This window comes from Neobacillus niacini, from assembly GCF_030817695.1.
GTDB classification, from domain to species: domain Bacteria; phylum Bacillota; class Bacilli; order Bacillales; family Cytobacillaceae; genus Neobacillus; species Neobacillus niacini_F.
The window spans coordinates 918,749-944,012 of sequence record NZ_JAUSZQ010000002.1; the positions used below are offsets into that span (position 1 = coordinate 918,749).

Sequence of the window (25,264 nt, forward strand, 5' to 3'; positions counted from 1 at the left end):
GCAAAAAGCCGCGAAGACCATCAAGTGATGGTCTTCGTTTGTCTCTCCTCCCAAACTTTTATTAAATTTTTATGATGTTCCTTTGGCTTTTTAATTAAAAACAAATCAATTGAATGTTCGGGAGTGGGCAGTGTTCTCTTACGACGAATTCTTATGTTTTCGTGACTTGTATAATAAGGATAAATAACGGTAGACCTCATATGCGTAACACTGCTTTGAAAAATCTTTATATCTTCAATCTCATCCCAATAAACCATATTGCCATTTAGGTCAATGACAACCCCTTCATCATCCCAAAAGAACCCTTTACCCTGTTTTCTTTTGCTTAAAAGATAAAAGGAGTAACCTAAAAAAACAAAGGATAGCGTTAGTGGACCAATAAAGACAAAAAGATGTTGAAGAACACCTTTTATATCGAACAGAGGCAATAATAAGAAGATGATTCCCGCCAACATAAAAGAGATTATTGGAAACCAAGAAATTCTATGTGTTTAGTTTTTTCCAACAAAGCAGTATGGAAGGGAAAACTCTCCATCTTATCGTGATTTTAATCAGAAGTTCATAATAACTTTACATTCTAGTTTTACAATTTAATAGAGTACTGAATAGGAGGAGAGAGTATGAGTAAAATGAGAAAGAATTTATTGACGGGCTGCTTTTCACTGGCGATGGCTGCTGCTTTTGTCGCAGCACCTGTTACGGCAGATGCCGAGGAAAAGCTTAAGGAGGGAGAGAAGTTTGAACTCACTATACTCCAGACGAATGACTTTCATGGTCATGTGGATGACATTGTCACACTAGAAGATGGAACTGTTCATCACAATTCAATTGCGAAGTATGCTACGATCATTGAAGAAGTTCGCAATGTAGAGGAGAATGTGTTACTTGTGGATGGCGGGGATGTCTTTCTGCGCGGAGAGTTTCAGAGCGGTCAAGGAGAGTTGGAGACGTCTCTTTTGAAGGCAATCGACTATGATGCGATGGTTCTCGGAAACAACGATTTCCGCGTTTACCCTGCAGGAGAGGGCACACCGTATAGCCTTTATGAACAGTTAAAGAATTACCACTGCAACGTAAACTTCCCAATCCTTACTGGTAATGTCATTGATAAGGAAACAGGAAAGTACATACAGAATGTCAAGCCTTGGAAGGGGTTTACTTACAAGGGTGTTCAAGTCGGGGTAATTGGTCTTACTTCGATGAAGCCGGAAATTCGCGGCTGGAATGACGTTGCAGACCTTGATTTTATTGAACCGGTTGAAGCGCTAAATGCCTTGCTTCCTGAAGTAAGTGAAAAGTCGGACATAAACGTTGTCCTTTCTCATGCCGGAAACCCTGAAGACCACAATTTGGCTAAGGTTCCCGGAGTTTCTGCGGTAATCGGCGCTGATACACACAAAGTCATCACAACGCCTGAATACGAATTCAACGGAGAGGTAATGGTGCCAATTACTCAAGCCGGTGGAGAACAAGAGAATTATTTAGGTCGCTTGGATTTGACTTTTGAAGTCGTTGACGGTCAAATGAAGTTGGTAGAGTCTGATGGATTCCTCTACGACGTGACAAATGTTCCGGCAGATCCGAAGATACAAGGAATTATTGACGAATATCGTGCAGCGATGAATTAATGATGAAGTAGTAATGCAAGGGGTTGTCCAGTAGTCGGTGAAACCAACTGGCTGGCGGCCTTTTTTAATTTTTAATCCAGCACAGTGCAGGAGACTGATACAAATTTGTGTACACAAAAAAAAGATCCTGCAAAATGCCGAATCAGTAGAAATGATTATTAAAAGGGTGATGGCCAATGAGATATAAAATCAATTAAGACCACTTCTGTGAGTGCAAACCCGCGTCATAACAGACCATGATAGAGGATGTGCAGCAAAGTAATTTCACACTTCATTGGAGGATATTATGTAGTGAAAATACCCCATATAACGTATATACAGATACTTCGAGAATTCTTCATCCGAATCGTTGATAAGTGTGGTTCTCCCAGCTCCCTTAATCAGTTATTTTAATTCCTCTGTTGTTTCTTCTGTATTGGCTCCACCTTCGCCATATACCATGATAGCCACGCATGCTATCCCCACTACTACTAGAATAATACATCATTGTAAAAAGTTTACTTCCTTGGAGTTAAGGTTTTGTAAATGTTTTATTGATGAACCGCTAGAGCTCGTTTCCGATTCTTTAATTGATAGAAAATAGCAATCGCCCATAATCCGATAATGAGAACGTATGCTAGGGTCGCTAAAGAAACAGGTAATGCAACGGTTTTAATAATGGTCATTGAATTGGTAAGAATAATAAAACCGCCCACTAACACCCCTAACATATAAGAAGGAACGATTCTTACAAGCCAAGCTGCTATAGGAGCTGCAATTACTCCGCCAATCATAAACGCGATGACCCATTGCCATTGGTACTGGTCCACCCCTAGAAATAAGATGAATCCTAATGTCGCTGATACAGCAATGGCAAATTCACTTGTATCTACCGTTCCAATTACTTTTTTAGGGGAAATCCCATTTTTTGCAATTAATACGGGAGCTGTGATGGGTCCCCAGCCTCCGCCTCCAACTGCGTCAAAGAAGCCGCCAACCATACCAAGTGGTGTTAAGAATTTACTTGAAATGGCTGAACCTTGAGTCTTAGAAGAATGATTGAAAAACAGAAAACGAATTAGAATATAGAGCCCTAGTACGATTAAAAAGATTGAGATAAATGGTTTAATTTTATCTCCAGGTAAACTGCTTAGAAAAGCCGCCCCTATAAACGCACTAATCGAGCCAGGGATGGTTAGTTTCCATAAAATCCTTTTGTCTACATTTTTAAACCATAAATGTGAAGCACCAGACGCGGCAGTGGTGGCAATCTCAGCCATATGAATCGAAGCAGAGGCTGCTGCAGGAGCTATTCCGAACATTAATAGTAATGAGGAGGAGGTTGCCCCAAATCCCATACCCAAAGAACCATCGACAAGCTGTGCTAAAAAACCTATTACAGAAAAAATAATTAATTTTTTCATATTCAACCTCCTCAATACCAAGTAATCTTATATGGATTATAAGTTATGGAGAAAGCTTTTGTAAATACTTTTTTTCAGACATTTTGATTGGTTTCAAATCCAAAACAAACAAGTAAAAGCCACTGTTTCACGTTTAAATACAGTGGCTTTTTACAAAAAAAAGAAAAGCTGCCATAAATATGGACAACTCTGATTATTATAGGTGTCTTCGTTAATTATAATTTATTAGTATTAGTGAGAATCGCTAGTGATAAAAAAGAGTAGAATGCCTTTTCATTATTTACGCAGCAATTCATCAAGTTTCTTTTCTATCTTTTTAAAGTTTATCACTTTAATTTTTCTTCGATTACCATCGTTGGGAAATAATCACCAAATTCATTTGTTTCCTTTTCATTACGATTCATACTGATCGTCCCAATATTAGGATATGTAATCGATAAGATTTCCCAGCCTTCATGTTTTAATAATTCATCTGATAATTGACTATATCTATTAACTGCCATTTCCTTAGCAGGAAACATTTCATTTGGAGCTAAATCAATTGTTGCTTTAATTTCACGATTTACAAAAGACACATTCGTTAACTTGTCACCTTCTCCAATTCCATAATGGTCAATAATTTCTTTCACCTGCACTTCTGTAAGCGGTTGTGGTGTTTCTCGTGGTTGACTTTCTTGAGATAGTTCAATTAACTTCTCTTTATGATCTGCTTTTTGTTGTTCTGTCAGTACTTGTTCTGGTTCATTAGGTTTTTCTTCAGTCTCCTCTATTGGTTCATTTGTTGACTGGTTATTATTTGGTTCTCCTGCATTACACCCTGCTAAGAGTAGTAAAGCAACCGACATCATATAAAGTATTTTTTTCATGTTACTCCCTCCACCAATTGATTTAAACTGAAGATGTGTCTTTGGACATTATTCATTTTTCCCCATATTTTTTTATCTAGACGGGCTCGAATTTCCTTTCCGTGTGTATTATATAGTGAATTGGTAAACTTGCTCTCTATGCAAACGAAAGGAAGTGTTACAATGGATAATATGATTCCGTCACAAACTATGGGGGCTAACGTACTTCCTCAGCCTCAAATGCATTATGGCTATGCGGCTCCATGTGTTCAAACACGTGGTTGCGATAGTTTTATCATTATAATCGTGCTGTTTATTTTATTAATCATTATTGGTGCATTTTGTTTCTGCGATTAAAAGGCACTTATAACGGTGTTCTTAAATAAGCTTCATTCAGGATACGAAAAAGGGGGAGACGAATGGAATCGTCTCCCTCAAATTATTTTGTCTGATATAGAATTACATATTAAAATAAGGGCTGACTTGGTGAATGACCGATACGAGGAGGGTTATCATTCTTGATCACTAACAGGAATTTCGAAAAATTCACCTTTCAAACTTCGACTAATTTTTTATCACTTGTTGTTGGACGCTTTCTATTAGTTCGATTTCACCCCAGTCCATAAGATTGTTTCTTTTCACTTGTTCATAAATTTTTGAATGAATTACTTGATCATTTTTTTCTTCATTGGCTGTTCCTTTTTCCATTCTATATCACCTCTAAATATAGTATGTTTTAAAAACGCTAAATTACACATTGGATATCGTTAACTAAAATCAATTAATTGGAATGGATAATTTCATATATTGGTTGAAACATAGATTCCAACCTAATCGGCCTTCATGCTTTACGCATGAGGGCTGATTTTGATGCAAACATTACTTTGAATGCTTCATTTTATATATGACATATCCAGTATAGAGTTGAAATAAATCTGTAAACTTTTTAGGATTTTTGTTAGTTAATATTTCAATTCTTTGTAAGCGATAGGCTAAACTGTTCCGATGGATATGAAGTTCATTTGAAATTGCGTTCATATCACCACTGTTTTTTATATAGCAAAGAAGTGTTTCAATGAGCTCTTGTCCTTTAGGTGTAGCCTCAAACTCCTGGAAAAAATCACCGATTTCACTAAATGACAAATCTTTATTCGTTAAATAATCAATAAACTTTAGCTCTTGATAATAACAAAAAGTTGAAGGCAGTGTTAGTTTTTCAGCGATATCAATCGCCCGTTCTGCTTCGTGCACGGATTTTGATACAAGTGTACTACTGCCTCCAATTCCAATTTTCGTACGAGGATGGGTATTCATCTGTTCCAATCTTTTTAAGATATCACTATCGGCCGGCACAATGAAAAGTAACGAAGAATGATTTAGTTTGAATGAAAATTCCTGGTCTTTTAAATAGGGTTCTTTAATGGTTTCACCCTTAACGATAATGGCCATTCTTTCCATAGTAAGATTAATCCCCATTGCTTCCCCGTTATTCTTAAAAACAGCATCATATTGATCTTTACGAAAAACCCATTGATATAAAAATTCTTCCTTCATTTGCTCTCGTATTCTACGCTCTGTATATAAATATTCCTGGTTAATTAATAGTTCTGCTGTTACGCGGACTAATTCAGCAAAAGGTTCAACAATGGCTGGTTCTCCGCTTATTCCAATCACGCCGATAATTTTCTTTCTGAAATGGATCGGGATATTTACACCAGGCATGGAGGGACCTTCTGAATCATAGAGGCAAACAATGGTATTTTGTTCGACTGCTGCAATCGCTCCTTGATGCAATTTGCCTTTTCTATTTGCATCCCCACTTCCAATAATTATCCCTGTTTCATCCATAATATTTACATTGTAGGGAATAACGGTCATTACTTTATCTGCAATCTCTTGGGCTAGAACTTTATTAATTTTCATCTGCCAATCCCCTTGAATACTAGAATTATTTGAAAGATTTGTTTATTTGCCTAAAAAAAAAAACAGTTTCTTAGTAATTTGAACGATTGTTTTATTTGTAAGACAATTATACAATAAAACTTGTAAGCGGTTACCAAAAGTTGCAGAAAAATTCAAAAAATGTTTGATTTATTGTAATAAGACGATCATATGAAGAATCTTGACTATTTTAGATTCTAATAAAATCTAATTCACTTGTTCATTTGCCTAAAATAGTCTGGATAAACTTTACCTACACATTCTAGGAATCTGACATCATTTTTGGGAGTTTCAGTAAATTTAAATAATGAAAGAGCGAGAGGAGTTAAAACAATGTTTAAACCAAATGGGGTCATTCCTGCATTAGTCACACCTTTAGATAGAAATGGTAACTTGATGGAAGATGCCCTGCGAAAGGTAATTGATTACACAATCGCAGGTGGTGTTCATGGATTATTTGTTCTAGGAAGCAGCGGTGAAATTTACGGTCTATCGAAAGAGCAGAAGCGCCGGGTTGTAGAGGTAACAGTCGATCACACCGCTGGCAGAGTTCCCGTTTATTGTGGTGCTAGTGAGATTACTACTAGAGACTGTATTCAAACCGCACAGATGGTAGAAGAAATTGGCGGTGTTGCAGCATTATCTGTCTTAACTCCGTATTTTATGTCACCAACCCAAACGGAGTTGGCCGAGCACTTTAAGACAATCGCCAAGTCAACAAATCTGCCAATTATTCTTTATGGGAATGAAGCTCGTACACAAGTGAAAATTGATGTGAAGACTTGCGAAGAACTTAGTATGGTTGATAACATTATTGGAATTAAAGATAGCAGCGGAGATATGACGAAAACTGCTGAGTACTTACGAGTAACCCCTCGCGAATCATTTTCCGTGTTACTTGGGCGCGACACACTCATTTATGCAGGTTTATGTCATGGTGCCACTGGTGCGATCGCGAGCACAGGAAATATTGCACCTAAATTGGTAGCCGATATTTACAATACGTTTGTTGCAGGCGACTATCAAAAATCACTAGAATTGCAGTTTAAACTTGCTCCCTTGCGTTTAGCAGTGGATAAAGCAACATTCCCTGTCGTGTTAAAAGAAGGTTTACGAATGGTAGGAATTGATGTGGGTTATGCATTAGCTCCTGCAGCCGAAATGAATCCAGAAAGCAAGCAAGTTTTAGCTAATGTATTAAAAGACTTAGAGCTCTACCAAACTATCTAATTTCTCGGAGAGAGGAAGTTGACTATGCCATTAGTTTATGTTGGATTAGCTGTTGCTCTTATTTTGGTTTTGATGATTCCATTAAAAATAAATGGTTTTATTGCTTTAATCATTGCTGCTTTATTTGTGGGCTTTCTCCAAGGGATGCCAGGGGATGCATTACTGGAGTCGATTTATGGAGGAATCGGTGGGCAGCTTGATGAATTGATTTTGATTTTAGGATTTGGAGCCATGATTGGAACGGTTATGGCTGATGCTGGAGCAGCTCAACGGATTGCCACCACCCTAATAGACAAAATGGGAATCAAACGGGTTCAATTCGCGATGTTGATTGCTGCTTATATCCTTGGGATTACGATGTTCTTCGAAGTTGCCTTTGTCTTATTAATTCCATTAGTTTTCACGATTGCACGTCAAACAAAGTTAAATTTACTTTGGGTAGCTATACCGACATCGGTTGGGTTATCGACTACACATAGCTTTCTGCCTCCGCACCCAGGACCAGCAGCGGTTGTAGACGCATTCGGTGCAAGCATGGGTTTAACCTTAGTGTATGGCTTGATTATTGCCATTCCTGTAGGCGTTTTCATCGCTTTGACTTGGCCAAGACTGCCATTTGTAAAAAAAATTAATCCTTCTATTCCTGAAGGGATTGGCAGTACGAAGATTTTTAAAGAGGAAGAACTGCCTAGCTTCTTATCCAGTATCACGGTTGCACTTGTCCCAGTGGTACTCATTGGAATATCTGCCGCCTGTGAGGTTGCGTTACCCGAAACGAATAGCTTTAGACATGCTATGGAATTCTTTGGTTCCGCTACGATTGCCTTAATGCTTACGCTATTGCTTTCCTTCTATTTGCTTGGAACTAGGGTTGGTCGGTCCTTAAAGGACGTTATGTCATCGTGTTCTAGCAGTGTAAAGCCGATGGCCATGATTATCCTGGTAATTGGTGCCGGCGGGGCATTCAAACAAGTATTAGTAGACAGTGGTATTGCTGATTATATCAAAGAGTTAACAAACGGGTGGGATATTTCTCCGATTGTCCTTGCTTGGTTAATTGCGGCAATCTTGCGTATTGCTCTAGGATCTGCCACTGTTGCCGTTATGACAGCAGCTGGTGTGGTTCTGCCAATCGCTCAAGCTTCTGGTATTAGCTTGGAATTAATGACTCTGGCTGTAACTTGTGGAAGTATTGCTTTCTCCCACGTGACAGACCCTGGCTTTTGGATGTTCAAAGAATATCTCAACCTATCCGTTGGCCAAGCCATTAAGATTAGAACCACTTATACAACCGCACTCGGTATCCTTGGATTGTTCGGTGTATTAATCCTCAATATGTTTATTGGATAAATGAAAAAGAATTTGTAGGAGTGAAGGAATAATGAAGAAAATTGGATTTATTGGACTAGGAATTATGGGTAAGCCTATGAGCAAAAACTTGCTCAAAGCGGGGTATCAATTGATTGTTAGTGATTTTAATATAGAGGCAATTAAAGAACTAGTATCATTAGGAGCAGAAGTAGAATCAACACCAAAGGCTATTGCTGAAAAATCAGATATCGTCATCACCATGCTGCCAAACTCTCCAAACGTAAAGGAAGTTGCTTTAGGAGAAAACGGAATTATTGAAGGTGCGCATGAAGGATTAATCTATGTGGACATGAGCTCTATCGCCCCAGCTGCCTCTCAAGAAGTATATCGAGCATTAATCGAAAAGGGCGTTGAAATGTTAGATGCTCCTGTCAGCGGCGGGGAGCCAAAAGCAATTGACGGCACAATCTCTGTAATGGTGGGTGGCAAAAAGGAAGTTTTTGAAGAAGTGAAGGATGTATTAGCAGCGATGGCTGGATCGGTTGTGCACGTGGGCGAAATCGGTGCAGGTAACGTTACAAAGCTTGCAAACCAAATCATCGTAGCATTAAACATTGCTGCGGTATCGGAAGCATTTGTATTGGCGCAAAAAGCAGGTGTGAACCCGGATGCTGTTTACCAAGCCGTCCGCGGCGGTTTAGCAGGAAGCACGGTATTGGATGCAAAAGCACCGATGATGTTAGACCGTAACTTCAATCCTGGTTTCCGTATAAACCTGCATATGAAAGACCTAACAAATGCACTGGAAGCCAGCCATGAGTTCGGTGCTCCAGCTCCATTAACGGCAGCTGTTCTGGAAATGATGTATGCATTGAAAGTAGATGGGTATGAATTTGAGGACCATAGCAGTCTAGTAAAATACTATGAAAAATTAGCGAATACAGAAGTTTCTCGTTAAATCTTTAAAAAAACTTCATAGAGAACGCGGTCTTGCGTTCTCTCTATTATAAAATTGATTGGAGAATTTGCCATGAATACAGTTGAGAAAGTGATAAACGCTACTCCAGTTGTGACTGAAATGGAAGTATATCCTGTTGCCGGCCGTGACAGTATGTTATTAAATCTTAGCGGTGCGCACGGTGCCTATTTTACTAGAAACATTGTAATTTTAAAGGACAGCAATGGTAATCTGGGTGTAGGCGAAGTACCCGGCGGCGAAGCAATCCGTAAAACGCTTGAAGATGCTAGAGCGATTGTAGTCGGTTCATCCATTGGTCATTATAACAATATCTTAAATAAGGTTCGAAAAGAATTTGCCGGCCGCGATTCAGCAGGCCGCGGTTTACAAACATTTGATTTACGGATTACCATTCATGCGGTTACTGCCCTTGAAGCAGCGCTATTAGATTTATTAGGGAAGCACTTAAATGTGCCGGTTGCAGCTCTTCTTGGTGAAGGCCAGCAGAGGGATAAAGTAAAAACACTTGGTTACCTGTTCTATATTGGCGACCGTAATCGGACAGATCTACCGTATTATAGCAATCCAGATTCTGAAGTGGAATGGTATCGCGTCCGCCATGAAGAGGCGTTAACACCGGAAGCAATTGTACGTCTAGCTGAAGCTTCACAAGAACTTTACGGCTTTAAAGACTTTAAGCTAAAAGGCGGCGTTTTAGAGGGGAAAGAAGAAATCAAAGCAATCAAGGCATTAAAAGAAAGGTTCCCAGATGCAAGAATTACCCTTGATCCAAACGGTGCCTGGTCATTAGTGGAAGCGGTTGAGCTTTGCAAAGATATGCACGGAATTCTAACCTATGCAGAGGATCCATGTGGTGCGGAAAATGGTTACTCGGGCCGTGAAGTCATGGCTGAGTTCAGAAGACAAACGGGTCTGCCGACGGCAACCAATATGATTGCTACGGACTGGCGTCAAATGGGTCATACCATTTCGCTGCAATCTGTGGATATACCGCTAGCCGACCCACACTTTTGGACGATGCAAGGTTCTGTCCGTGTAGCACAAATGTGTAATGACTGGGGTCTAACATGGGGATCTCACTCGAATAACCACTTTGATATCTCACTTGCCATGTTTACCCATGTTGCTGCCGCTGCTCCGGGTGAAATTACGGCGATTGATACACACTGGATTTGGCAGGAAGGCATTGAACGTTTAACGAAGGATCCATTCCAAATTGTTGATGGACACTTGAACATCCCAGATAAGCCAGGTTTAGGTGTAGAAGTAGATATGGAGCAAATCCTAAAGGCACATGAAGTATATAAAAATATGGAGCTTAACTCTCGTGACGACTCAGTCGGTATGCAGTTCTACATCCCTGGCTGGAAATTTGATAACAAGAAACCATGTCTTGTACGCTAAATAATATTGGGGTGGCTATGCGTGTCACTCTTCTTTTTTTGGCTCTTTTAAAACTGAATGTTGTGTTTGGAAAATAAGCGGAGAATTTCCGTTTAATTTGGAAAATACCCATATTTCCTTAAAAATAAGCGGAGTTTTTCCGCTTATTGTATCCAAATCCTTGGATTTTGTCTTATTTAAAGCAGTTAACCGGAATATCTCCGCTTATATCTGCTTCTTAAGCTTCCTCTATATACAATAGCCGGAAATTCTCCGCCTATGAATTCTCAACCCTACACGAAAATCAACAATGAATAATAACAGAGCCCTTTTTTAGAACGATTAAACTCATTAAATGTAAAGGACAGATTATCATGAAGTTTGTACTAGCTCCCGATTCATTTAAGGAAAGTATGACGGCGAGGAAGGCTGCCCTTGCAATGGAAAAAGGTGTAAAAGCCGTTTTCCCTGATGCAGAATGTGTAGTTGTCCCTATGGCGGACGGCGGGGAAGGCACCGTTGAATCTCTTGTAAGCATGACAAATGGCGAGATGATTAAGACAGAGGTGCTCGGACCACTAGGAGAAAGTGTCATTGCAGAATACGGTCTCTTGGGAGAGGGGCAAACTGCAGTGATTGAGATGGCAAGTGCAAGTGGATTAGAATTAATTAAGCCTGAGGATCGCAATCCCTTATTGACCACTTCTTATGGAACCGGACAATTAATTAAACATGCATTAGACAAAGGTGTCAGCCGGTTTTTAATCGGAATTGGCGGCAGTGCTACAAATGATGGAGGGGCAGGGATGCTCCAAGCGCTTGGTGTTTCTTTTAAAGATGAAAATGGTAAAGAGCTCTCGTTTGGCGGCGGCCCATTGGGGCGTTTGCATACGATTGATGTAAGCGGGCTGGATGAAAGAATTCAGCATGTAAAATTTGAAGTAGCTTGTGATGTCACCAATCCACTAATCGGTAACAATGGTGCGTCAGCTATTTTTGGCCCGCAAAAAGGAGCAACAGTTGATATGGTGCACGTTCTGGACCAAAACTTATCTCATTTTGCTGATGTTATGAAAGAGCAATTAGGCCAGGATATTGCCCATCTGGATGGTGCTGGTGCAGCGGGCGGCCTTGGTGCGGGGTTAATGGCCTTCTTAAATGCCGAGCTAAAAAAAGGAATTGACCTTGTCATTGAGTATACTGGGCTGGAGGAACAAATCAGAGGTGCAGACTATGTTTTTACGGGAGAAGGCAGTATTGATGCCCAGACATTGTTTGGCAAAACTCCTTACGGGGTCGCGAGTGTAGCTAAAAAATACTCTGTCCCTGTTATTGCCTTTGCCGGCAGAATTGGCAATGGAGTGGAACCGCTATACGATAACGGATTTAATGTCATTATTGGAATCTTAAAAGGTGTGACTACATTAGAGGAAGCACTTGATTCGGGAGAAGCGAACTTAGCATTTGCGGCCGAAAATATTTGCCGAGTATTGAAGATATAGTGATTTAGAACGCTGCTGACATTTAGCAGCGTTTTTTCCGCTGGTGAAGCAGGGCAGAAATATAATATAATGGGCTTACAAAAATGCGAAAACAAGGGGCCTAAAAATGGACGAAACTCCTAAAAAAATCATAGTTGAGTCGGTAAATCGTAATACTTTATCCAAGCAGGTGGTCGAAAGTATTATTCAACTATTGATTAGTGGACAGATGAAACCTGGAGATAAACTTCCTACGGAAATGGAATTAATGGAAATACTTAACGTCAGCCGTCCCGTGTTACGTGAAGCACTCAGCTCTCTTGAATCATTGGGTGTTATTAACCGAAAAACACGAGAAGGTACTTTTTTTAATAATAAAATTAGCAGCCATCCCTTTTCCATTATGTTATCCCTTGCACATGATAATCTGCAAGCAATGGTGGAAGCGAGAATGGCATTGGAATTAGGTTTAATTACCATTGCGGCTGAGAAAATTAGCGACGAAGATCTCAAAAGATTAAAACAAACGATTGAAATCATTGAAAACAGTAAAGATCAAAACTATGGAGAAGCAGATATTGAATTTCACCGAATCATCGCCTTAAGTGCCAATAACCAGATTGTAGAGGGAATGGTAGATTCATTAATTGTCACTCTTGTCAAAATCAACAGTGAAATAAAAGTTCGAGAACAAGAACGAACCATCGAGCACCATATGGCGATTTACAAGGCATTGGAAAAAAGGGATCCGTTCGAGGCGTTTCATCAAATGTATTTACATCTTGATTACGTCCGACACAAAGTTTTAAAGGATATTCACGGTAACAAGGAATGATAGATTCCTTTTCAAGGCAAATCCATGTCAGCTGACTGTATATAAGCAAGCTTACTTGGTATCGCTAGGTTACGGGCAAGCGTATAATAACGCATAATTGCTTCCGGGATATCCCTGCCAGTATTTTATAAGAGCAATCGGGACATGGATTGGGTACTGTAACATTCGAATGTACCTTAATGTTTTTCACAAAAAAACCGCAAAAGCGGTTTTTTTTGTGAAGGTTACCTCTTCAATGCTCATCTTACTGGTTAGAAGCAGTTATAAAAAATCCACCAATTCACTATCGTCCACAACAAATTGGTCCGGCTCATTTTGAATAAAACGCACTGCATTCAACCCAATCATTTGTGCCGCAGTAGAGGTATTACCGTCTGGTAAAATTGGAGCAATAGAAAGGTCCGCCATCATTTTTGCCAATTTTGGTTTGCTAGAGTCCCTGCCGCAACTTAATTTAAAAACCATAGAAACGACTAATCCTTTGTAGATTAGCCGTTTACTTTTGCAGTATAACGAACCAGCCCCTTCAAACCGACAAGCTCTCCCTTCGAGAACTCTTGCTTCTTCACCGCTAACCACATTTCTATATGAGTATTAAATTCCTTCACACTATTAAACTGCGAATACCCTTCAAACCCTTCAATTCTGCCTGATTTCAAATTCACAAAAATGCACCACCCTTTCTACCCAATTTTTTTCAAGTGTGATCTTTTCTTATATATGTAATTGAGATATATTGATTTCTAAAAAGCATTAAAAGAAATGAAATAATATGGAAAATAATGATATAAAATAAATAATTTATGAAATATTTTTGTAGATTGTATAAAAATTTTTGAAAAAAATTAAAAAAATATGAAAAAAGTTATTGAATCTTTGAAATCATGCTGTTAAAGTATTAATCAGAAAGCGTTTTCTAAAATTCATTTTTGGAGTGGTTATCAATGAAGTTAGCAACAAGGATTAATTCAATTCTCCCAACAGTCAATGGTGATATTTTAAAGGCAATTGATTTGGTTTCGAAAGTCGATGGTATCACTTCTGTTGACCTTAATTTTCCGGAGCACTTTGAACAGTATACAGTCTCTGAAGTTTCTAACAAACTGCAAGAAACTGGGTTAGAGGTTAATGGACTAGCTTTAAGATTTCGCAAACATTTTATAAACGGAGAATTAGGAAATAGCAATATTGAGATTGCAGAGGATGCATTAAAGTTATGTTATCAAGCAGTAGATGCTTGTAGAGAACTTAATGGTAAAGTCATAACACTTTGGTTAGGCTATGATGGTTTTGATTATCCATTCCAAATAGATTACCCAAAAGTATGGAATCAAGTGAGAAACTTTATTGGAAAAATTGCAGATTATGCTCCTGATTTAAAGATTAGTATTGAATATAAGCCTTATCAAGAAAGATCTTATGCATTCATTGATAGTATCGGTTCTACCATGTTAATGGTTAGTGAAATTGATAGAGAAAATGTGGGTGTAACGGTTGATTATTGTCATATGTTGATGAAAAGAGAAAATCCAGCATATGGCTTAAGTATCGCAACAGAGAGAAATAAATTATTTGGCGTCCATATTAATGACGGATATGGCCAACACGATGATGGCCTAATGGTTGGAACGGTTTCATTCATGCAAACATTGGAATTTATGTATTACCTTAAGAAAGGTAATTATGAAAGCGCTATTTACTTTGATACATTTCCGGTAAGAGAAGAACCTTTAGCAGAAATTCAACAAAATGTCGAAATGATTCTTGAGATTAATAGATTGATTGATTCTGTGGGAATGAGTCATATCGAGAATGTAATTAGTAAGAATAGTGCGATTGAAGCAAGACAACTATTTTTGCAATTCTTGCAAAGTGTCAATCCGACCGTAACAACAAATTAATAATAGAAGGTAAATATAAGGAGGGTTAATCTATCATGAATAAAAAGACAATTCTTGCATTATTGACATCTGCTACTTTAATTTTGGGTGCGTGCAGTGCTAACAGCAGCAATAATGGAGCAAGTGGTGGTGAAGCAAAAGAGAACACAGGTTTTAATCCTGATAAAGAAAATGGAAAACTCTATTCGGAAATTAGAGATGAGCTAGGTCCGGTACCAAAGGTTACGGATGAATTGAACCTTGGCGGTGTCGCAAAAGCTTTTGAAAATGAATACTGGAGAACACTAAAGGAAGGCATGGAAATAGGTGCTGATAAATTCTCTGGCAATGGTTATAACATTAACGCCGATGTTAAATCTCCACAAGGGGAAGCGGATGAAGAAGGCCAATTGTCTATCGTTCGGGATATGATTAATAAAAAATATTCAGGATTGTTGTTATCACCAATATCTGATAGTAATCTCGTTCCTGGGGTAGAAGAAGCAGTAGAAGATGATATTCCCGTTATTAACGTTAATGATGGTATTATTGCGGAAGCTCCTCATTTTGTTGGACCTAAAGCTGTAGAAAATGGCGAAAAAGTGGCAGAATGGGTTTCCGAAAAACTTAATGGAAAAGGAAAGGTTGCCATTGTTGTAGGTATGCCTAAAGCTTTTGCTGCACGACAACGTACGCTGGGATTTGAATCTTGGATTAAAGACAACGCACCAGGAATTGAAATTGTTGAAAAACAAAATGCTGACTGGGATCGCGAAAAAGCAAAAAATACAGCAGAAACTTGGATTAAAAAACATCCTGATTTAAAAGCCATTTTTGCTAACAATGACACAATGGCATTAGGCGTACAAGAAGCTGTTAATGCATCCGGAAAAGATATTCTTGTTATGGGTGTAGATGGAATTGGTGAAGCCTATGATTCTATTCGTAAGGGTGAGCTTGACGCTACCATTGATTCCTTCCCTAAATATAAAGGACAAATTGCAGTCGAGATGATGATTAGAAAAATCGGCGGTCAAGAATTACCTCGAGTGATTTGGACACCACAGGCATTAATAGATTCGACGAATGTCGATACACCAGCTGAAGAAATTATTGGCTGGAATGAACCTGAACTTGCTCAATAAATTTGATTAAAATGACTATAGTCGAATCTGCTGATGATTCGGCTATAGTAATAAAAAGGGGAATTTTATAGTGAAGGACCAAGTGGAAAAGATCATAAAATTTCATAATGTTTCTAAGGTTTTCCCAGGTGTAAAGGCATTAGATCATGTTAGTTTTGAGATACAAAAAGGAGAAATCCATGCCCTTTTAGGAGAAAATGGGGCTGGTAAATCAACCTTATTAAATATCCTTCATGGTGTATATACGGAATATGATGGGGAAGTACATCTGAATAATCAGGTTGTAAAATTCAAAAATGCAAATGATGCTATCCATCACGGAATTTCTAAAGTACATCAGGAAGTAAGTTTAATCCCAGAACTTACCGTTGGTCAAAATATCGTATTGGGGTACGAACCCAAAAAGGGTATGTTACTGGACCATAAATCTATTCATGAAAAGGCAAATGAAATTCTATCAAAACTTAGATGTAATTTTAAAAGCGAAGATAAGGCAGGATCGTTAAGTACAGGGGAAATGCAAATGGTTGCGATTGCAAAGGCGCTCTATCATAAGGCTGAAGTGATCTCTTTTGATGAACCTACAGCATCTTTATCTAGATCTGAAACTGACTCCTTGTTTGAAATCATAAATGAATTAAAACAAAATGGGATTACGATTTTATATGTCAGTCATCGATTAGAAGAGATTTTTGAAATTTGTGACCGGGCAACTGTGCTTCGTGATGGGACTTTTATTGAATCCTTTTATGTTAAAGATGTAAGCAAAGAGCAATTAATCAGGAAAATGGTTGGCCGGGACGTTTCCTCTTTTGCTGTCAGAAATAAAAAGGGTATGATCGGGGAAGAGACTGTGTTAGAGGTTAAAGGATTAACGATTAATAACGTGTATGAAGACATTTCTTTTCATTTAAAAAAAGGAGAGATACTAGGCTTTTTTGGACTAGTAGGCTCGAAAAGAACCGATGTTATTCGCACTATTTTTGGCGCAGAAAAGAAAACAAATGGTACCATCCTGCTGAATGGCAAAGAGGTTGATATAAAGTCTTCCCAGCTGGCTGTAAAGTTAGGGCTTGGCCTTGTTCCAGAAAATCGAAAAACACAGGGATTTCTTAAATTCTTTAATAATGCTGATAATATTGCTTTAACGAAACTCGAGAAATTCACCAAATTTGGTTTGGTTAGCCATAGAAAAAAAACAGAAAACTGCGAGAGCTATATAAATGAAATCAATTTACGGCCTGCAAATCCGCACTATTTAACACATGAACTAAGTGGAGGTAATCAGCAAAAAGTAGTCATTTCTAAATGGTTATCTTCTGATGCAAATATTTTATTTTTAGATGAGCCTACTAAGGGTGTTGATGTTGGAGCAAAGGCGGAAATTTATCGTGTGATGGAAGGGCTATTGGAAAAAGGTAAATCAATTATCATCGTCTCTTCAGAATTACCTGAAGTACTTGGCATGTCGGACCGAATTATCGTCATGAGGGAAGGTCGTAAAGTAATAGAGTTAATGAATAAAGGACTTAAAGAAGAAGATGTACTTCAATATGCAATGGGGGTAAACAAAGATGAAAGCCAAGCTATTTAGTCGTGAAGCCAGTCTGATTTTTGCCATTATCTTGATGGTCATTATTTTTTCTGCAATAGAACCCGTTTATTTAAGTAGTGGAAATTTATTAGACATTTTTGATCAAACCGTAATAAATGGTTTATTAGCTATAGGTATTACGTATGCCATTATTACTGGAGGAATTGATTTATCGATTGGTTCCATCTTTGCTGTCGTCATTGTTATTACTGGGGACTTACTGGTACGAGGTGTGAACCCCGTTTTAGCCATTACAGTAGGTGTTGTCTTAGGTTTTGTACTAGGGGTAGTAAATGGACTATTGATCACTAAGTTTAAATTACAACCATTCATTGCCACATTAGGTACCATGAGTGCATATAGAGGTATTGCTTATATCTATACTGGTGGTTGGCCAGTATTGGACATTCCTGATAATTTTAGATCCATGCTTGCAGGAGACGTCGTTAAAGATGTTCCAGTTTCTGTCCTTATTTTGATTGCGTTTACAATAGTAAGTCACATTATTTTAAAGTATACTAAATTAGGAACGTATATCTTTGCTATTGGTGGAAATGAAGAAGCAACAAGATTATCGGGCGTTAATGTTGACCGAACTAAGATTTTAACGTATGCATTATGTGGTGTAGGAGCTGCTTTAGCTGGGATGATCTTGTTAGCACGTCTCGGTTCAGGTGAACCTGCTACTGGACAAGGCTATGAATTAAATGCGATTGCCGCTGCTGCTATTGGCGGGGCTAGTTTAGCAGGTGGTAAAGGGAACATGATTGCTACCTTACTTGGTGCAATTCTATTGTCAGCATTAAAAGTAGGGTTAGTTGTAGTAGGAGTTGACTCATTCTGGCAATATATTGCAACCGGTGCCATTATCGTCGTTGCAGCTTATTCTGAAGTCATCCAAGATAAATTTAAAAAACTTCGTGCGGTTAAAAATAAAAATACAAACCCAAAATATCCAAAAAGTGTAGGGATGTAGACGCTATGGAAAACAACAAAGTAGCTGTAATTGGAAGCCTTAATTATGATATCGTATTAAAACAGGAAAGATTACCGGAAATTGGTGAAACGATCACGGTGGATGGGGTTTCATTTTGTGGCGGCGGAAAAGGGGCAAACCAAGCCGTTCAATGTGCAAAACTGGGCCTTGAGACATACATGGTAGGCAGAGTAGGTAATGATCATTTTGGGACTATATTAATTGATTCATTGAAGAAATATAATGTGAAAACGGATTATATCGGTTTAGCCGATACGCATACCGGCCTTGGAATTGTAAACTCTTTTCCTGATGGGAGACTGCTTTCTACTATCTCAACAGGTGCTAATTATTCTCTAACCGTTGAGGATATTGACCGGGCAGAGTCAATTATAAAGAAAAGTCAAATTGTGATTTTACAATTGGAAATTCCAAGGGATGTAGTCGAGTATTCAATAAAATTAGCAAAGAAACATAATTGCTATGTGATCGTAAATGCAGCACCAAGTTACAATCTCTCAGAAGATGTCATGGAGTTAATTGATTGTTTGGTTGTAAATGAGTCCGAAGCAAGTTTCTATGCGGGGCGAGAGATTTCTACGGTTGAGGATGCAGTACAATGCTGTGATTCATTATTTAAACAGATTGGAGAACTCTTAATTATCACATTAGGTGAAAAAGGCAGCCTTCTATATGATGGAACCCATACGTTTTGCATTTCACCTGAAAAGGTAAATGTAGTGGAGACAACTGGGGCTGGAGATTCGTATATTGGTGCAATCGCATATGGTTTGATTAATGGTTTAAGTAAAGAGGAAATGGGAAAATTCGCATCGAAAGTTAGCTCAAAAACCGTTACGAAAATTGGCGGCCAGGACGCTATGCCTCATTTAGAGGAAGTTTTAGCTAGTTTTGATGTATAGATTGATGTTAGTTAGGTAGGTATTGAATATGATTCCTTATGTAAGACGAGAAAAAATAATGGAAGAATTAGAAAAAAAGGATTTAATGTATATAGAGGATTTTGTAAGTATCTTTGAAGATGTTTCAGAATCCACGATTCGAAGAGATTTAAAAAATCTAGAAGAAGAAAACCAAATCACTGTCCTTAGAGGCGGTGCTGTTAAAAGAAAGGTTAACACATTCGAGTTGCCGGTTGGCACAAAGAAGTTTCTGAATATGGATGAGAAGGAAAAAATCGCCAAATACGCAGCTTCTTTTGTTAAGGATGAAGAGGTCATTTATATTGACTCAGGGACAACTTGTGCGGCGATTGTAAAATATATAAAAGCTAGAGACGTTCGTATTGTTACTTCAAACACTTTAGTTTTAAATGAGTTAGATAACCCGAATATTTCCAGCTGCATCATAATTGGCGGAGACGTTAATAAGAATTTAGATTCTATAAGTGGTCCTTTATCCGACAATACTTTAAAAAATCTGTATTTCGATCGGTCCTTTCTTGGAGCAAGCGGATTTGGCAATGAAATGGGGGTTAATACACCTGACATCCGAGAAGCTAGCAAAAAAACCATCGTCAATACCAATTCTAAGAAGTGCTATGTATTGGCAGATAGCTCCAAGTATAATGAAAGCACCTTATGTAAGGCATTTGAATTAAATCAGTGTATTTTAATAACGGATAAAAAAATAAATGGGCTTGAGGGGAAAGTAAAATACCACATTGCCGATTAGATGAGATTATGTCTGCTATGGGGGGCATGGGGACGGTTCTTTTGGCCGGTACTAAACCATATAGGTTTGCGGTGGGAACTGTTAGCTTGTCAAGTCCGGGTGCCAGGCACCATGCAAAGAAACTCCAGACAGTATAATTCGCTTACCCACTCACACCCAGGATAAGCCGGAATTATGTTCCTACTTTAATTTTCATATTTTTATGATTATTAGCAATAACATGTAAAGCTCCTTTCGTAAATTCGAAGGGGGCTTTTTCAGGACAATGTTACAGAGTAAAAACTTATAAGTGTAAGAAGGATTCCCCAGTAATTTCCATTGCGAATAATACATTAAACAAATATTTGTGGGTATAGTAATGCCAATAATCATTTTTTCTACAATCATTGGAAAGTAAACGTAGCTGATAGCAAAGAGATATCAGCTACGTTTACAAATTTGATTTTAGTGTGTTTGATTATAATTCATTTGACCTTGGCCTTGACCTTGACCTTGACCTTGACCTTGACCTTGACCTTGACCTTGTCCTTGACTTTGTTGCTGTTGTAATTGTTGTTGTGTTTGATTAATTTGTTGAGTGATTTGGTTTAACATATTAATGGATTGTATTGATTGTTCTACACCAGTTAACGTTTGAGCAGCTTGATGAACAGATTGTTGCAATTGTTGAAAAGTTTTTTGCTGTTGTTGTTGAGCTTGTGAACTAAACTGTTGCAGTTGGTTTAATAGGTCATTTGATTGATTCTGATTCTGATTTTGATTTTGATTCTGCCCTCCAGAAGACATTGTAGTTTGGTCGTTAGCTGAATTAAGTTGATTTAGGGTATTTTGAATCGATTGAATTTGGCTTCTTAACGGTGCAAGCTCAACAGCAATTTCCTCCTCAGCCTTTGCAGCTGCCACCCGTTCAATTTTTGCATTTTCTGCAGTTTTAACTCTTTCTTTAATAACCTTTGTCTTTTCTTCCATAGCAAATTCCTCCTTAAATTGATTGTTTGAAAATGGTTTGGGTGTTGTTTCTATTGCAGGAATAGGGTTATTTCTCTTTTTGCCCATAAAGATAACCACCCCTATAGCAATAGCCAACAAAAGAACTATGAAGAATAACATTCCATTTATGGTAATGCACCTCCAAGTGTATCTACTTGTAATCCTCAGGTAGACAAATATATTATCTTCTAGGTCTAAAGTTTTATTTGTGGCAAGAATATCCAATTAATGAAGTTATTAAAGGTGGTAAACAAACTAACAGATAGGCAAGTAGTAAACTAGGTCGGTCAAAAAAAGCAGATTATTTTCTTTTTCAACGGTTGATTTAAACCAAATACCAAATAAGACGATACAAAAAAATGGGAGTAATCAAACTGTTAAACAAAAAAGGGAATTCCTCCTTAATTTGAGGATTTCCCTTGATGATTTTTTCTCGAGCAGTAATCATGATAAGCCTGTATTATCCGATCAATGATCGGATTCCATAACCATCCTGTCATCTTTACTACTATGCTGGTTATACTTCCTAGTAATGAACTAGCTAAAATATCCAAAGGGTAATGTTGTCCCATCCAAATGCGAGAGAGTCCTGTTAGGATAGCGGAAAGGTACATCATACTACCTAAGAATCTCTTATAAAACATGACAGAGGTTGCTGCTGCAAACGCTAGAGCGGTATGTTTACTTGGAAATGAAGAGTTCTTTTTTGATGGAAATGGGGATAATAAATGGGTCCCAAGATTCAAGAAAGGGCGAGGTTTAAAATAAAACAATTTAATGATTTTATTTAAAACCATCGATACCCCAGCCGAAATGATTGCATATAAAGTGATTTTCTTATGTGAGTTATCTCGAAACCACATGAAGATTAAAATAAATAGAAATAAATAACGAACTTTTTGAGAAAAGATAATCACCATCATATCCAAAAGCCGATAACGACCAGCAAATTGATTAATCGCTCTAAATATCCTGTAGTCCATATACATATCTCCTTTGTCCCTAGTCTACTAACAAGTCTAGTTTTCCTGTTTAAAAAGTTAATATGTATTGAATAGGTGCCTGTCACTCTCGATTTGGTCAATGATTGACTAGAAGCTCTGAAAAACAAAAAGGATTCGGCCGATTACCGAATCCTGGATATTTTTACATAATAGAAACGTTTAAATTTAACAGATAACTAGATTACCCAGTTTGAAAAAACAGTGAAAAGTTCGGGGTGAAGAGGTGGCCGATTTCCACTGGAAGTTTAAGTGCTAGATAAGCAAACTAGAAACTTAAACAGCCTTGGATTTCTTATTTATTTTCTTTTGATTGCGGACCTCCTCATTTCTTATACGGTATGTAGCTACTTTTTCTTTGATCATTTCAGAGTCTTGTTTTTTTGACAGTAGCTTAATGAATAAATCTTCTACTTTATAACTAATGGTTCGGTACATGCCCATTTCTATTCTCCTCTGTTAACCTATCATTTTTTCATGACATAAAATCTTCTGCCTAACCAAACTAATGCTAGTCTACTGACACCACCAACAGCCGCTTTTTGATTATCGCTTTGTTGCTCTTCGTATTCCTTCAATCCTAGTTCATAATTATGTTTAAAGATGACCAATCAAACAACTGCAAGCCCCTACATTCATGTATGGGGTAAGGTTGTATATTTTTAGAACAAATGTTCCTTTTAAATTTGCTAATAGATAGAATTATTTGATATAATAAAGGTATGAAAAGTCTAATTCAATATAAAAGTAATAATAACATAGTGTTTTCTTGCAAGTACCATGTAGTTTGGTGTCCGAAGTATAGAAGAAGTGTATTGATTGATGGAGTAGATGAACGGCTCAAATCTATTCTTATTGAGGTAGCTGAAGAAACGGGCTCTGAAATAATCGAAATGGAGATTATGCCTGATCACGTTCATCTGCTCGTTGAATGCGATCCTCAATTTGGCATAAATAAACTTATTAAAATGATGAAAGGTAGAAGTTCTCGTTATCTACGCAATGAATTTCCTTGGCTAAAGAGTAGAATTCCATCGCTTTGGACAAATAGCTATTTTGTTTCCACTGTCGGCGGAACTACTCTGGAAGTAGTAAAACAGTACATAGAAAACCAAAAAGGAGTGTAAAACGATGGCAGCATCAAAAGAAAGACTCCCTCTTTTATTGCAACAATTCGGTTAAAGACCAATATGATGCAAGAAAAACACCTTTTGATGTTGTCTGATTGTGGCAGACAGCTGTACAATGCTTGTTTAGGGGAAAGTTTGAAAAGGCTAAAGGCTATTCAAAACACTGAATTATATAAGGAAACCATCCGATTATCAAGAACTTCCGAAACAGATATAGAAAAGCGAAGAGCTAACTTTAAATATCTCAATGAGACTTTCCGTTTTACGGATTACTCGATTCAATCCTTTGGGACAAAAACGAAAAATGATTCGAAGTTTATTGCCAATCATTTAGGAACGCACATTTGTCAAAAACTTTCTACCAGAGCGTTTAAAGCAGTTCAAAAATTCGCCTTTAAGAAAGCGAAAAAAGTTAAGTTTAAACGCAAAGGTGAGTTTGTTTCATTAGAGGGAAAAAACAACAGGACCTTTTTAACCTATTCCAATGGGTTTGTTTTTGTTGGTAAAAACCTTTCATTAAAATGCCTATTCGACCCAAAAGATAAATGGATGCAGAATGCCTTAAAGCATAAAATAAAATATTGTCGGATTATCAAAAAGGAAGTAAAAGGGAAAAACCGGTTTTATGTTCAATTAATTCTTGAAGGACACCCCTATCGTAAATATGAAATAGGTAAAGAAGGGATTGGGTTAGATGTTGGTCCTTCCACAATTGCAATCGTAGGGGAATCAGAAGCTGAATTAAAGGAATTTTGTGAAGAAGTAGTTACCATTGATAAAGAAAAAAGAAGAATAAATCGCAAAATGGACCGACAACGACGAGCAAATAACCCCAATAACTATCAAAGCAATGGCGTTGTAAAAAAGGGGAAAAAGAAGTGGGTTAATTCAAAGAGATACATAAAGACTCGTTCCGAACATAGAGAATTGGAACGTAAAATTAAAGAGGTTAGAAAACATCTCCATGGACGAGATACCAATCAAATCCTTCAACAAGCCTCTTCCATTCAAACAGAAAAACTCTCCTATAAAGCCTTTCAGAAGATATTCGGCAAAAGTATTAGCAGAAAAGCACCCAGTATGTTTTTAAAAATGTTAAAACGAAAAGTCACATCACAAGGCGGGACCTTCCGAGAGTTTCCGACTTATTCGACCAAACTATCGCAAACTTGTCATTGTGGTGCCATTAAGAAAAAAAGACTGAAAGATCGCTGGCATACTTGTGATTGTGGGGTTCATGCACAACGAGATTTATACAGTGCATTTTTAGCAAGGTATGTATCGAAATCAGATCATGTAAATATTCAAAAGGCTGAAAAAGATTGGTTTCAAATTTCAAGGGTTTTAGAGGAATGCATATCAAAATTGAAAAATAGAAAGTCGGAAAGAACATCATATCAACATTTGGTTTATAAATTCCTATGAGATTAATAGGTTAAATCTCTCGGTGCAGACATACCCCGGAACAGTCAATAAGTTGTGAGTGGCAAGGAAATCCGAGCCCATGTAAATAGTCTTGTTTCGATTATTTGCATTAGAACGATTTCGGCTGTAGAAGCCTTTTAGACCAAAGTGAAGTCCTCTTTTAGAAGCGGGAGAGCTTAAGTTTTTTAAAGGTGGAACCCTCTCCATTTATGGATGGGTGAGTGTCAGTTCGCCGTTTTTGTATTTAGAAGGTAGGTCGTAGGAGTCTCCTGTTTGTCCTAAAGCAAGTCCTGCCGCACGTATTTGTTTAACCTCTCTATTGGATTCAAAACCTTCCTTTTTTAAAAATAAAAATCGCCTCTTTTCTGTACAATGTGAAGGAAGAGGCGAAT

General features: G+C 37.8%; 26 protein-coding genes and 1 pseudogene. 16 read left to right on the forward strand and 11 right to left on the reverse strand.

Annotated features, from left to right (window positions below):
• Positions 1–20 precede the first annotated feature (20 nt).
• Positions 21–455 carry a hypothetical protein gene (locus tag QFZ28_RS04745; RefSeq protein ID WP_307193590.1) on the reverse strand — a complete coding sequence of 145 codons (435 nt, stop codon included), beginning with the start codon at positions 453–455 and terminating at the stop codon, positions 21–23.
• A gap of 165 nt (positions 456–620) precedes the next feature.
• Between QFZ28_RS04745 and QFZ28_RS04750 the strand changes: the two genes are divergently transcribed.
• Positions 621–1,628 (forward strand): bifunctional metallophosphatase/5'-nucleotidase, encoded by a 1,008-nt coding sequence (locus QFZ28_RS04750; protein WP_307193591.1) that lies wholly within the window; start codon positions 621–623, stop codon positions 1,626–1,628.
• Between the two features lie 530 nt (positions 1,629–2,158).
• On the opposite strand, the gene QFZ28_RS04755 is transcribed toward QFZ28_RS04750, so the two are convergent.
• On the reverse strand, positions 2,159–3,031 hold the full coding sequence (locus tag QFZ28_RS04755) for a sulfite exporter TauE/SafE family protein (protein WP_307193592.1): 873 nt from the start codon (positions 3,029–3,031) through the stop codon (positions 2,159–2,161).
• 326 nt (positions 3,032–3,357) lie between these two features.
• Positions 3,358–3,897 carry a hypothetical protein gene (locus QFZ28_RS04760; RefSeq protein WP_307193593.1) on the reverse strand — a complete coding sequence of 180 codons (540 nt, stop codon included), beginning with the start codon at positions 3,895–3,897 and terminating at the stop codon, positions 3,358–3,360.
• Between the two features lie 162 nt (positions 3,898–4,059).
• Between QFZ28_RS04760 and QFZ28_RS04765 the strand changes: the two genes are divergently transcribed.
• Entirely contained in the window at positions 4,060–4,233 is a 174-nt protein-coding gene (locus QFZ28_RS04765) for a YjcZ family sporulation protein (RefSeq protein ID WP_307193594.1), read from the forward strand.
• Between the two features lie 207 nt (positions 4,234–4,440).
• Here QFZ28_RS04765 and QFZ28_RS04770 read toward each other — a convergent pair whose 3' ends face one another.
• The gene (locus QFZ28_RS04770; RefSeq protein WP_307193595.1) at positions 4,441–4,584 is read right to left on the reverse strand and encodes a hypothetical protein; all 144 of its coding nucleotides are present in this window, start codon (positions 4,582–4,584) and stop codon (positions 4,441–4,443) included.
• A gap of 171 nt (positions 4,585–4,755) precedes the next feature.
• Positions 4,756–5,799 carry a CdaR family transcriptional regulator gene (locus QFZ28_RS04775; RefSeq protein WP_307193596.1) on the reverse strand — a complete coding sequence of 348 codons (1,044 nt, stop codon included), beginning with the start codon at positions 5,797–5,799 and terminating at the stop codon, positions 4,756–4,758.
• 351 nt (positions 5,800–6,150) lie between these two features.
• On the opposite strand from QFZ28_RS04775, the gene dapA reads away from it, so the two are divergent.
• The 6 genes from dapA to QFZ28_RS04805 all read left to right on the forward strand — a co-directional run bounded on the left by dapA (position 6,151) and on the right by QFZ28_RS04805 (position 13,036).
• Positions 6,151–7,047 (forward strand): 4-hydroxy-tetrahydrodipicolinate synthase, encoded by an 897-nt coding sequence (gene dapA / locus QFZ28_RS04780; protein WP_307193597.1) that lies wholly within the window; start codon positions 6,151–6,153, stop codon positions 7,045–7,047.
• Positions 7,048–7,071: 24 nt separating this feature from the next.
• Positions 7,072–8,397, forward strand: coding sequence for a gluconate:H+ symporter (locus QFZ28_RS04785; protein ID WP_307193598.1), 1,326 nt, complete (start codon positions 7,072–7,074; stop codon positions 8,395–8,397).
• Positions 8,398–8,428: 31 nt separating this feature from the next.
• Positions 8,429–9,316, forward strand: coding sequence for a 2-hydroxy-3-oxopropionate reductase (gene garR / locus QFZ28_RS04790; RefSeq protein WP_373428043.1), 888 nt, complete (start codon positions 8,429–8,431; stop codon positions 9,314–9,316).
• A gap of 72 nt (positions 9,317–9,388) precedes the next feature.
• Positions 9,389–10,741 (forward strand): glucarate dehydratase, encoded by a 1,353-nt coding sequence (gudD, locus tag QFZ28_RS04795; RefSeq protein WP_307193599.1) that lies wholly within the window; start codon positions 9,389–9,391, stop codon positions 10,739–10,741.
• A 353-nt stretch (positions 10,742–11,094) separates the two neighbouring features.
• The gene (locus QFZ28_RS04800; RefSeq protein WP_307193600.1) at positions 11,095–12,222 is read left to right on the forward strand and encodes a glycerate kinase; all 1,128 of its coding nucleotides are present in this window, start codon (positions 11,095–11,097) and stop codon (positions 12,220–12,222) included.
• A 106-nt stretch (positions 12,223–12,328) separates the two neighbouring features.
• Positions 12,329–13,036 carry a FadR/GntR family transcriptional regulator gene (locus QFZ28_RS04805; protein ID WP_307193601.1) on the forward strand — a complete coding sequence of 236 codons (708 nt, stop codon included), beginning with the start codon at positions 12,329–12,331 and terminating at the stop codon, positions 13,034–13,036.
• Positions 13,037–13,297: 261 nt separating this feature from the next.
• On the opposite strand, the pseudogene QFZ28_RS04810 reads toward QFZ28_RS04805, so the two are convergent.
• Positions 13,298–13,444, reverse strand: a pseudogene (locus QFZ28_RS04810) (GMC family oxidoreductase); the annotation flags it as partial.
• A gap of 80 nt (positions 13,445–13,524) precedes the next feature.
• A complete protein-coding gene (locus tag QFZ28_RS04815; RefSeq protein ID WP_307193602.1) occupies positions 13,525–13,701 on the reverse strand; it encodes a hypothetical protein in 177 nt (58 codons plus the stop codon).
• A gap of 279 nt (positions 13,702–13,980) precedes the next feature.
• On the opposite strand from QFZ28_RS04815, the gene QFZ28_RS04820 reads away from it, so the two are divergent.
• From QFZ28_RS04820 to QFZ28_RS04845, 6 genes are all read left to right on the forward strand, one after another.
• The gene (locus tag QFZ28_RS04820; protein WP_307193603.1) at positions 13,981–14,937 is read left to right on the forward strand and encodes a sugar phosphate isomerase/epimerase family protein; all 957 of its coding nucleotides are present in this window, start codon (positions 13,981–13,983) and stop codon (positions 14,935–14,937) included.
• A 35-nt stretch (positions 14,938–14,972) separates the two neighbouring features.
• Positions 14,973–16,061, forward strand: a complete 1,089-nt coding sequence (locus QFZ28_RS04825; RefSeq protein ID WP_307193604.1) for a sugar ABC transporter substrate-binding protein — start codon at positions 14,973–14,975, stop codon at positions 16,059–16,061.
• A gap of 70 nt (positions 16,062–16,131) precedes the next feature.
• A complete protein-coding gene (locus QFZ28_RS04830) occupies positions 16,132–17,655 on the forward strand; it encodes a sugar ABC transporter ATP-binding protein (RefSeq protein ID WP_307193605.1) in 1,524 nt (507 codons plus the stop codon).
• Positions 17,636–18,631 carry an ABC transporter permease gene (locus tag QFZ28_RS04835; RefSeq protein WP_307193606.1) on the forward strand — a complete coding sequence of 332 codons (996 nt, stop codon included), beginning with the start codon at positions 17,636–17,638 and terminating at the stop codon, positions 18,629–18,631. The genes QFZ28_RS04830 and QFZ28_RS04835 overlap by 20 nt, the downstream gene beginning before the upstream one ends.
• A gap of 5 nt (positions 18,632–18,636) precedes the next feature.
• Positions 18,637–19,554: a ribokinase gene (locus QFZ28_RS04840; protein WP_307193607.1), complete on the forward strand. Its 918-nt coding sequence runs from the start codon at positions 18,637–18,639 to the stop codon at positions 19,552–19,554.
• Positions 19,555–19,582: 28 nt separating this feature from the next.
• Entirely contained in the window at positions 19,583–20,326 is a 744-nt protein-coding gene (locus QFZ28_RS04845) for a DeoR/GlpR family DNA-binding transcription regulator (RefSeq protein WP_307193608.1), read from the forward strand.
• A 444-nt stretch (positions 20,327–20,770) separates the two neighbouring features.
• Here the strand turns inward: QFZ28_RS04845 and QFZ28_RS04850 are convergent, their stop codons facing one another.
• The 4 genes from QFZ28_RS04850 to QFZ28_RS04865 form a co-directional block, all read right to left on the reverse strand.
• A complete protein-coding gene (locus tag QFZ28_RS04850; protein ID WP_307193609.1) occupies positions 20,771–21,382 on the reverse strand; it encodes a hypothetical protein in 612 nt (203 codons plus the stop codon).
• Positions 21,383–21,717: 335 nt separating this feature from the next.
• Positions 21,718–22,299 (reverse strand): undecaprenyl-diphosphatase, encoded by a 582-nt coding sequence (locus QFZ28_RS04855; protein ID WP_307193610.1) that lies wholly within the window; start codon positions 22,297–22,299, stop codon positions 21,718–21,720.
• A gap of 294 nt (positions 22,300–22,593) precedes the next feature.
• Positions 22,594–22,761 (reverse strand): hypothetical protein, encoded by a 168-nt coding sequence (locus QFZ28_RS04860; RefSeq protein WP_307193611.1) that lies wholly within the window; start codon positions 22,759–22,761, stop codon positions 22,594–22,596.
• Positions 22,762–22,784: 23 nt separating this feature from the next.
• A complete protein-coding gene (locus QFZ28_RS04865) occupies positions 22,785–22,928 on the reverse strand; it encodes a hypothetical protein (RefSeq protein ID WP_307193612.1) in 144 nt (47 codons plus the stop codon).
• A gap of 111 nt (positions 22,929–23,039) precedes the next feature.
• On the opposite strand from QFZ28_RS04865, the gene tnpA reads away from it, so the two are divergent.
• Both tnpA and QFZ28_RS04875 read left to right on the forward strand, forming a co-directional pair.
• The gene (gene tnpA, locus QFZ28_RS04870) at positions 23,040–23,444 is read left to right on the forward strand and encodes an IS200/IS605 family transposase (RefSeq protein ID WP_307193613.1); all 405 of its coding nucleotides are present in this window, start codon (positions 23,040–23,042) and stop codon (positions 23,442–23,444) included.
• Between the two features lie 45 nt (positions 23,445–23,489).
• Entirely contained in the window at positions 23,490–24,872 is a 1,383-nt protein-coding gene (locus QFZ28_RS04875) for a transposase (protein ID WP_307196950.1), read from the forward strand.
• Positions 24,873–25,264: the final 392 nt, after the last annotated feature.

Excerpts from the sequence above, each read along its gene's own strand:
- QFZ28_RS04745 (WP_307193590.1), bottom strand. The coding sequence starts at position 455 with ATGTTGGCGGGAATCATCTTCTTATTATTGCCTCTGTTCGATATAAAA.
- QFZ28_RS04750 (WP_307193591.1), top strand. The coding sequence starts at position 621 with ATGAGTAAAATGAGAAAGAATTTATTGACGGGCTGCTTTTCACTGGCG.
- QFZ28_RS04755 (WP_307193592.1), bottom strand. The coding sequence starts at position 3,031 with ATGAAAAAATTAATTATTTTTTCTGTAATAGGTTTTTTAGCACAGCTT.
- QFZ28_RS04760 (WP_307193593.1), bottom strand. The coding sequence starts at position 3,897 with ATGAAAAAAATACTTTATATGATGTCGGTTGCTTTACTACTCTTAGCA.
- QFZ28_RS04765 (WP_307193594.1), top strand. The coding sequence starts at position 4,060 with ATGGATAATATGATTCCGTCACAAACTATGGGGGCTAACGTACTTCCT.
- QFZ28_RS04770 (WP_307193595.1), bottom strand. The coding sequence starts at position 4,584 with ATGGAAAAAGGAACAGCCAATGAAGAAAAAAATGATCAAGTAATTCAT.
- QFZ28_RS04775 (WP_307193596.1), bottom strand. The coding sequence starts at position 5,799 with ATGAAAATTAATAAAGTTCTAGCCCAAGAGATTGCAGATAAAGTAATG.
- dapA (WP_307193597.1), top strand. The coding sequence starts at position 6,151 with ATGTTTAAACCAAATGGGGTCATTCCTGCATTAGTCACACCTTTAGAT.
- QFZ28_RS04785 (WP_307193598.1), top strand. The coding sequence starts at position 7,072 with ATGCCATTAGTTTATGTTGGATTAGCTGTTGCTCTTATTTTGGTTTTG.
- garR (WP_373428043.1), top strand. The coding sequence starts at position 8,429 with ATGAAGAAAATTGGATTTATTGGACTAGGAATTATGGGTAAGCCTATG.
- gudD (WP_307193599.1), top strand. The coding sequence starts at position 9,389 with ATGAATACAGTTGAGAAAGTGATAAACGCTACTCCAGTTGTGACTGAA.
- QFZ28_RS04800 (WP_307193600.1), top strand. The coding sequence starts at position 11,095 with ATGAAGTTTGTACTAGCTCCCGATTCATTTAAGGAAAGTATGACGGCG.
- QFZ28_RS04805 (WP_307193601.1), top strand. The coding sequence starts at position 12,329 with ATGGACGAAACTCCTAAAAAAATCATAGTTGAGTCGGTAAATCGTAAT.
- QFZ28_RS04820 (WP_307193603.1), top strand. The coding sequence starts at position 13,981 with ATGAAGTTAGCAACAAGGATTAATTCAATTCTCCCAACAGTCAATGGT.
- QFZ28_RS04825 (WP_307193604.1), top strand. The coding sequence starts at position 14,973 with ATGAATAAAAAGACAATTCTTGCATTATTGACATCTGCTACTTTAATT.
- QFZ28_RS04835 (WP_307193606.1), top strand. The coding sequence starts at position 17,636 with ATGAAAGCCAAGCTATTTAGTCGTGAAGCCAGTCTGATTTTTGCCATT.
- QFZ28_RS04840 (WP_307193607.1), top strand. The coding sequence starts at position 18,637 with ATGGAAAACAACAAAGTAGCTGTAATTGGAAGCCTTAATTATGATATC.
- QFZ28_RS04845 (WP_307193608.1), top strand. The coding sequence starts at position 19,583 with ATGATTCCTTATGTAAGACGAGAAAAAATAATGGAAGAATTAGAAAAA.
- QFZ28_RS04850 (WP_307193609.1), bottom strand. The coding sequence starts at position 21,382 with ATGGGCAAAAAGAGAAATAACCCTATTCCTGCAATAGAAACAACACCC.
- QFZ28_RS04855 (WP_307193610.1), bottom strand. The coding sequence starts at position 22,299 with ATGGACTACAGGATATTTAGAGCGATTAATCAATTTGCTGGTCGTTAT.
- QFZ28_RS04860 (WP_307193611.1), bottom strand. The coding sequence starts at position 22,761 with ATGGGCATGTACCGAACCATTAGTTATAAAGTAGAAGATTTATTCATT.
- tnpA (WP_307193613.1), top strand. The coding sequence starts at position 23,040 with ATGAAAAGTCTAATTCAATATAAAAGTAATAATAACATAGTGTTTTCT.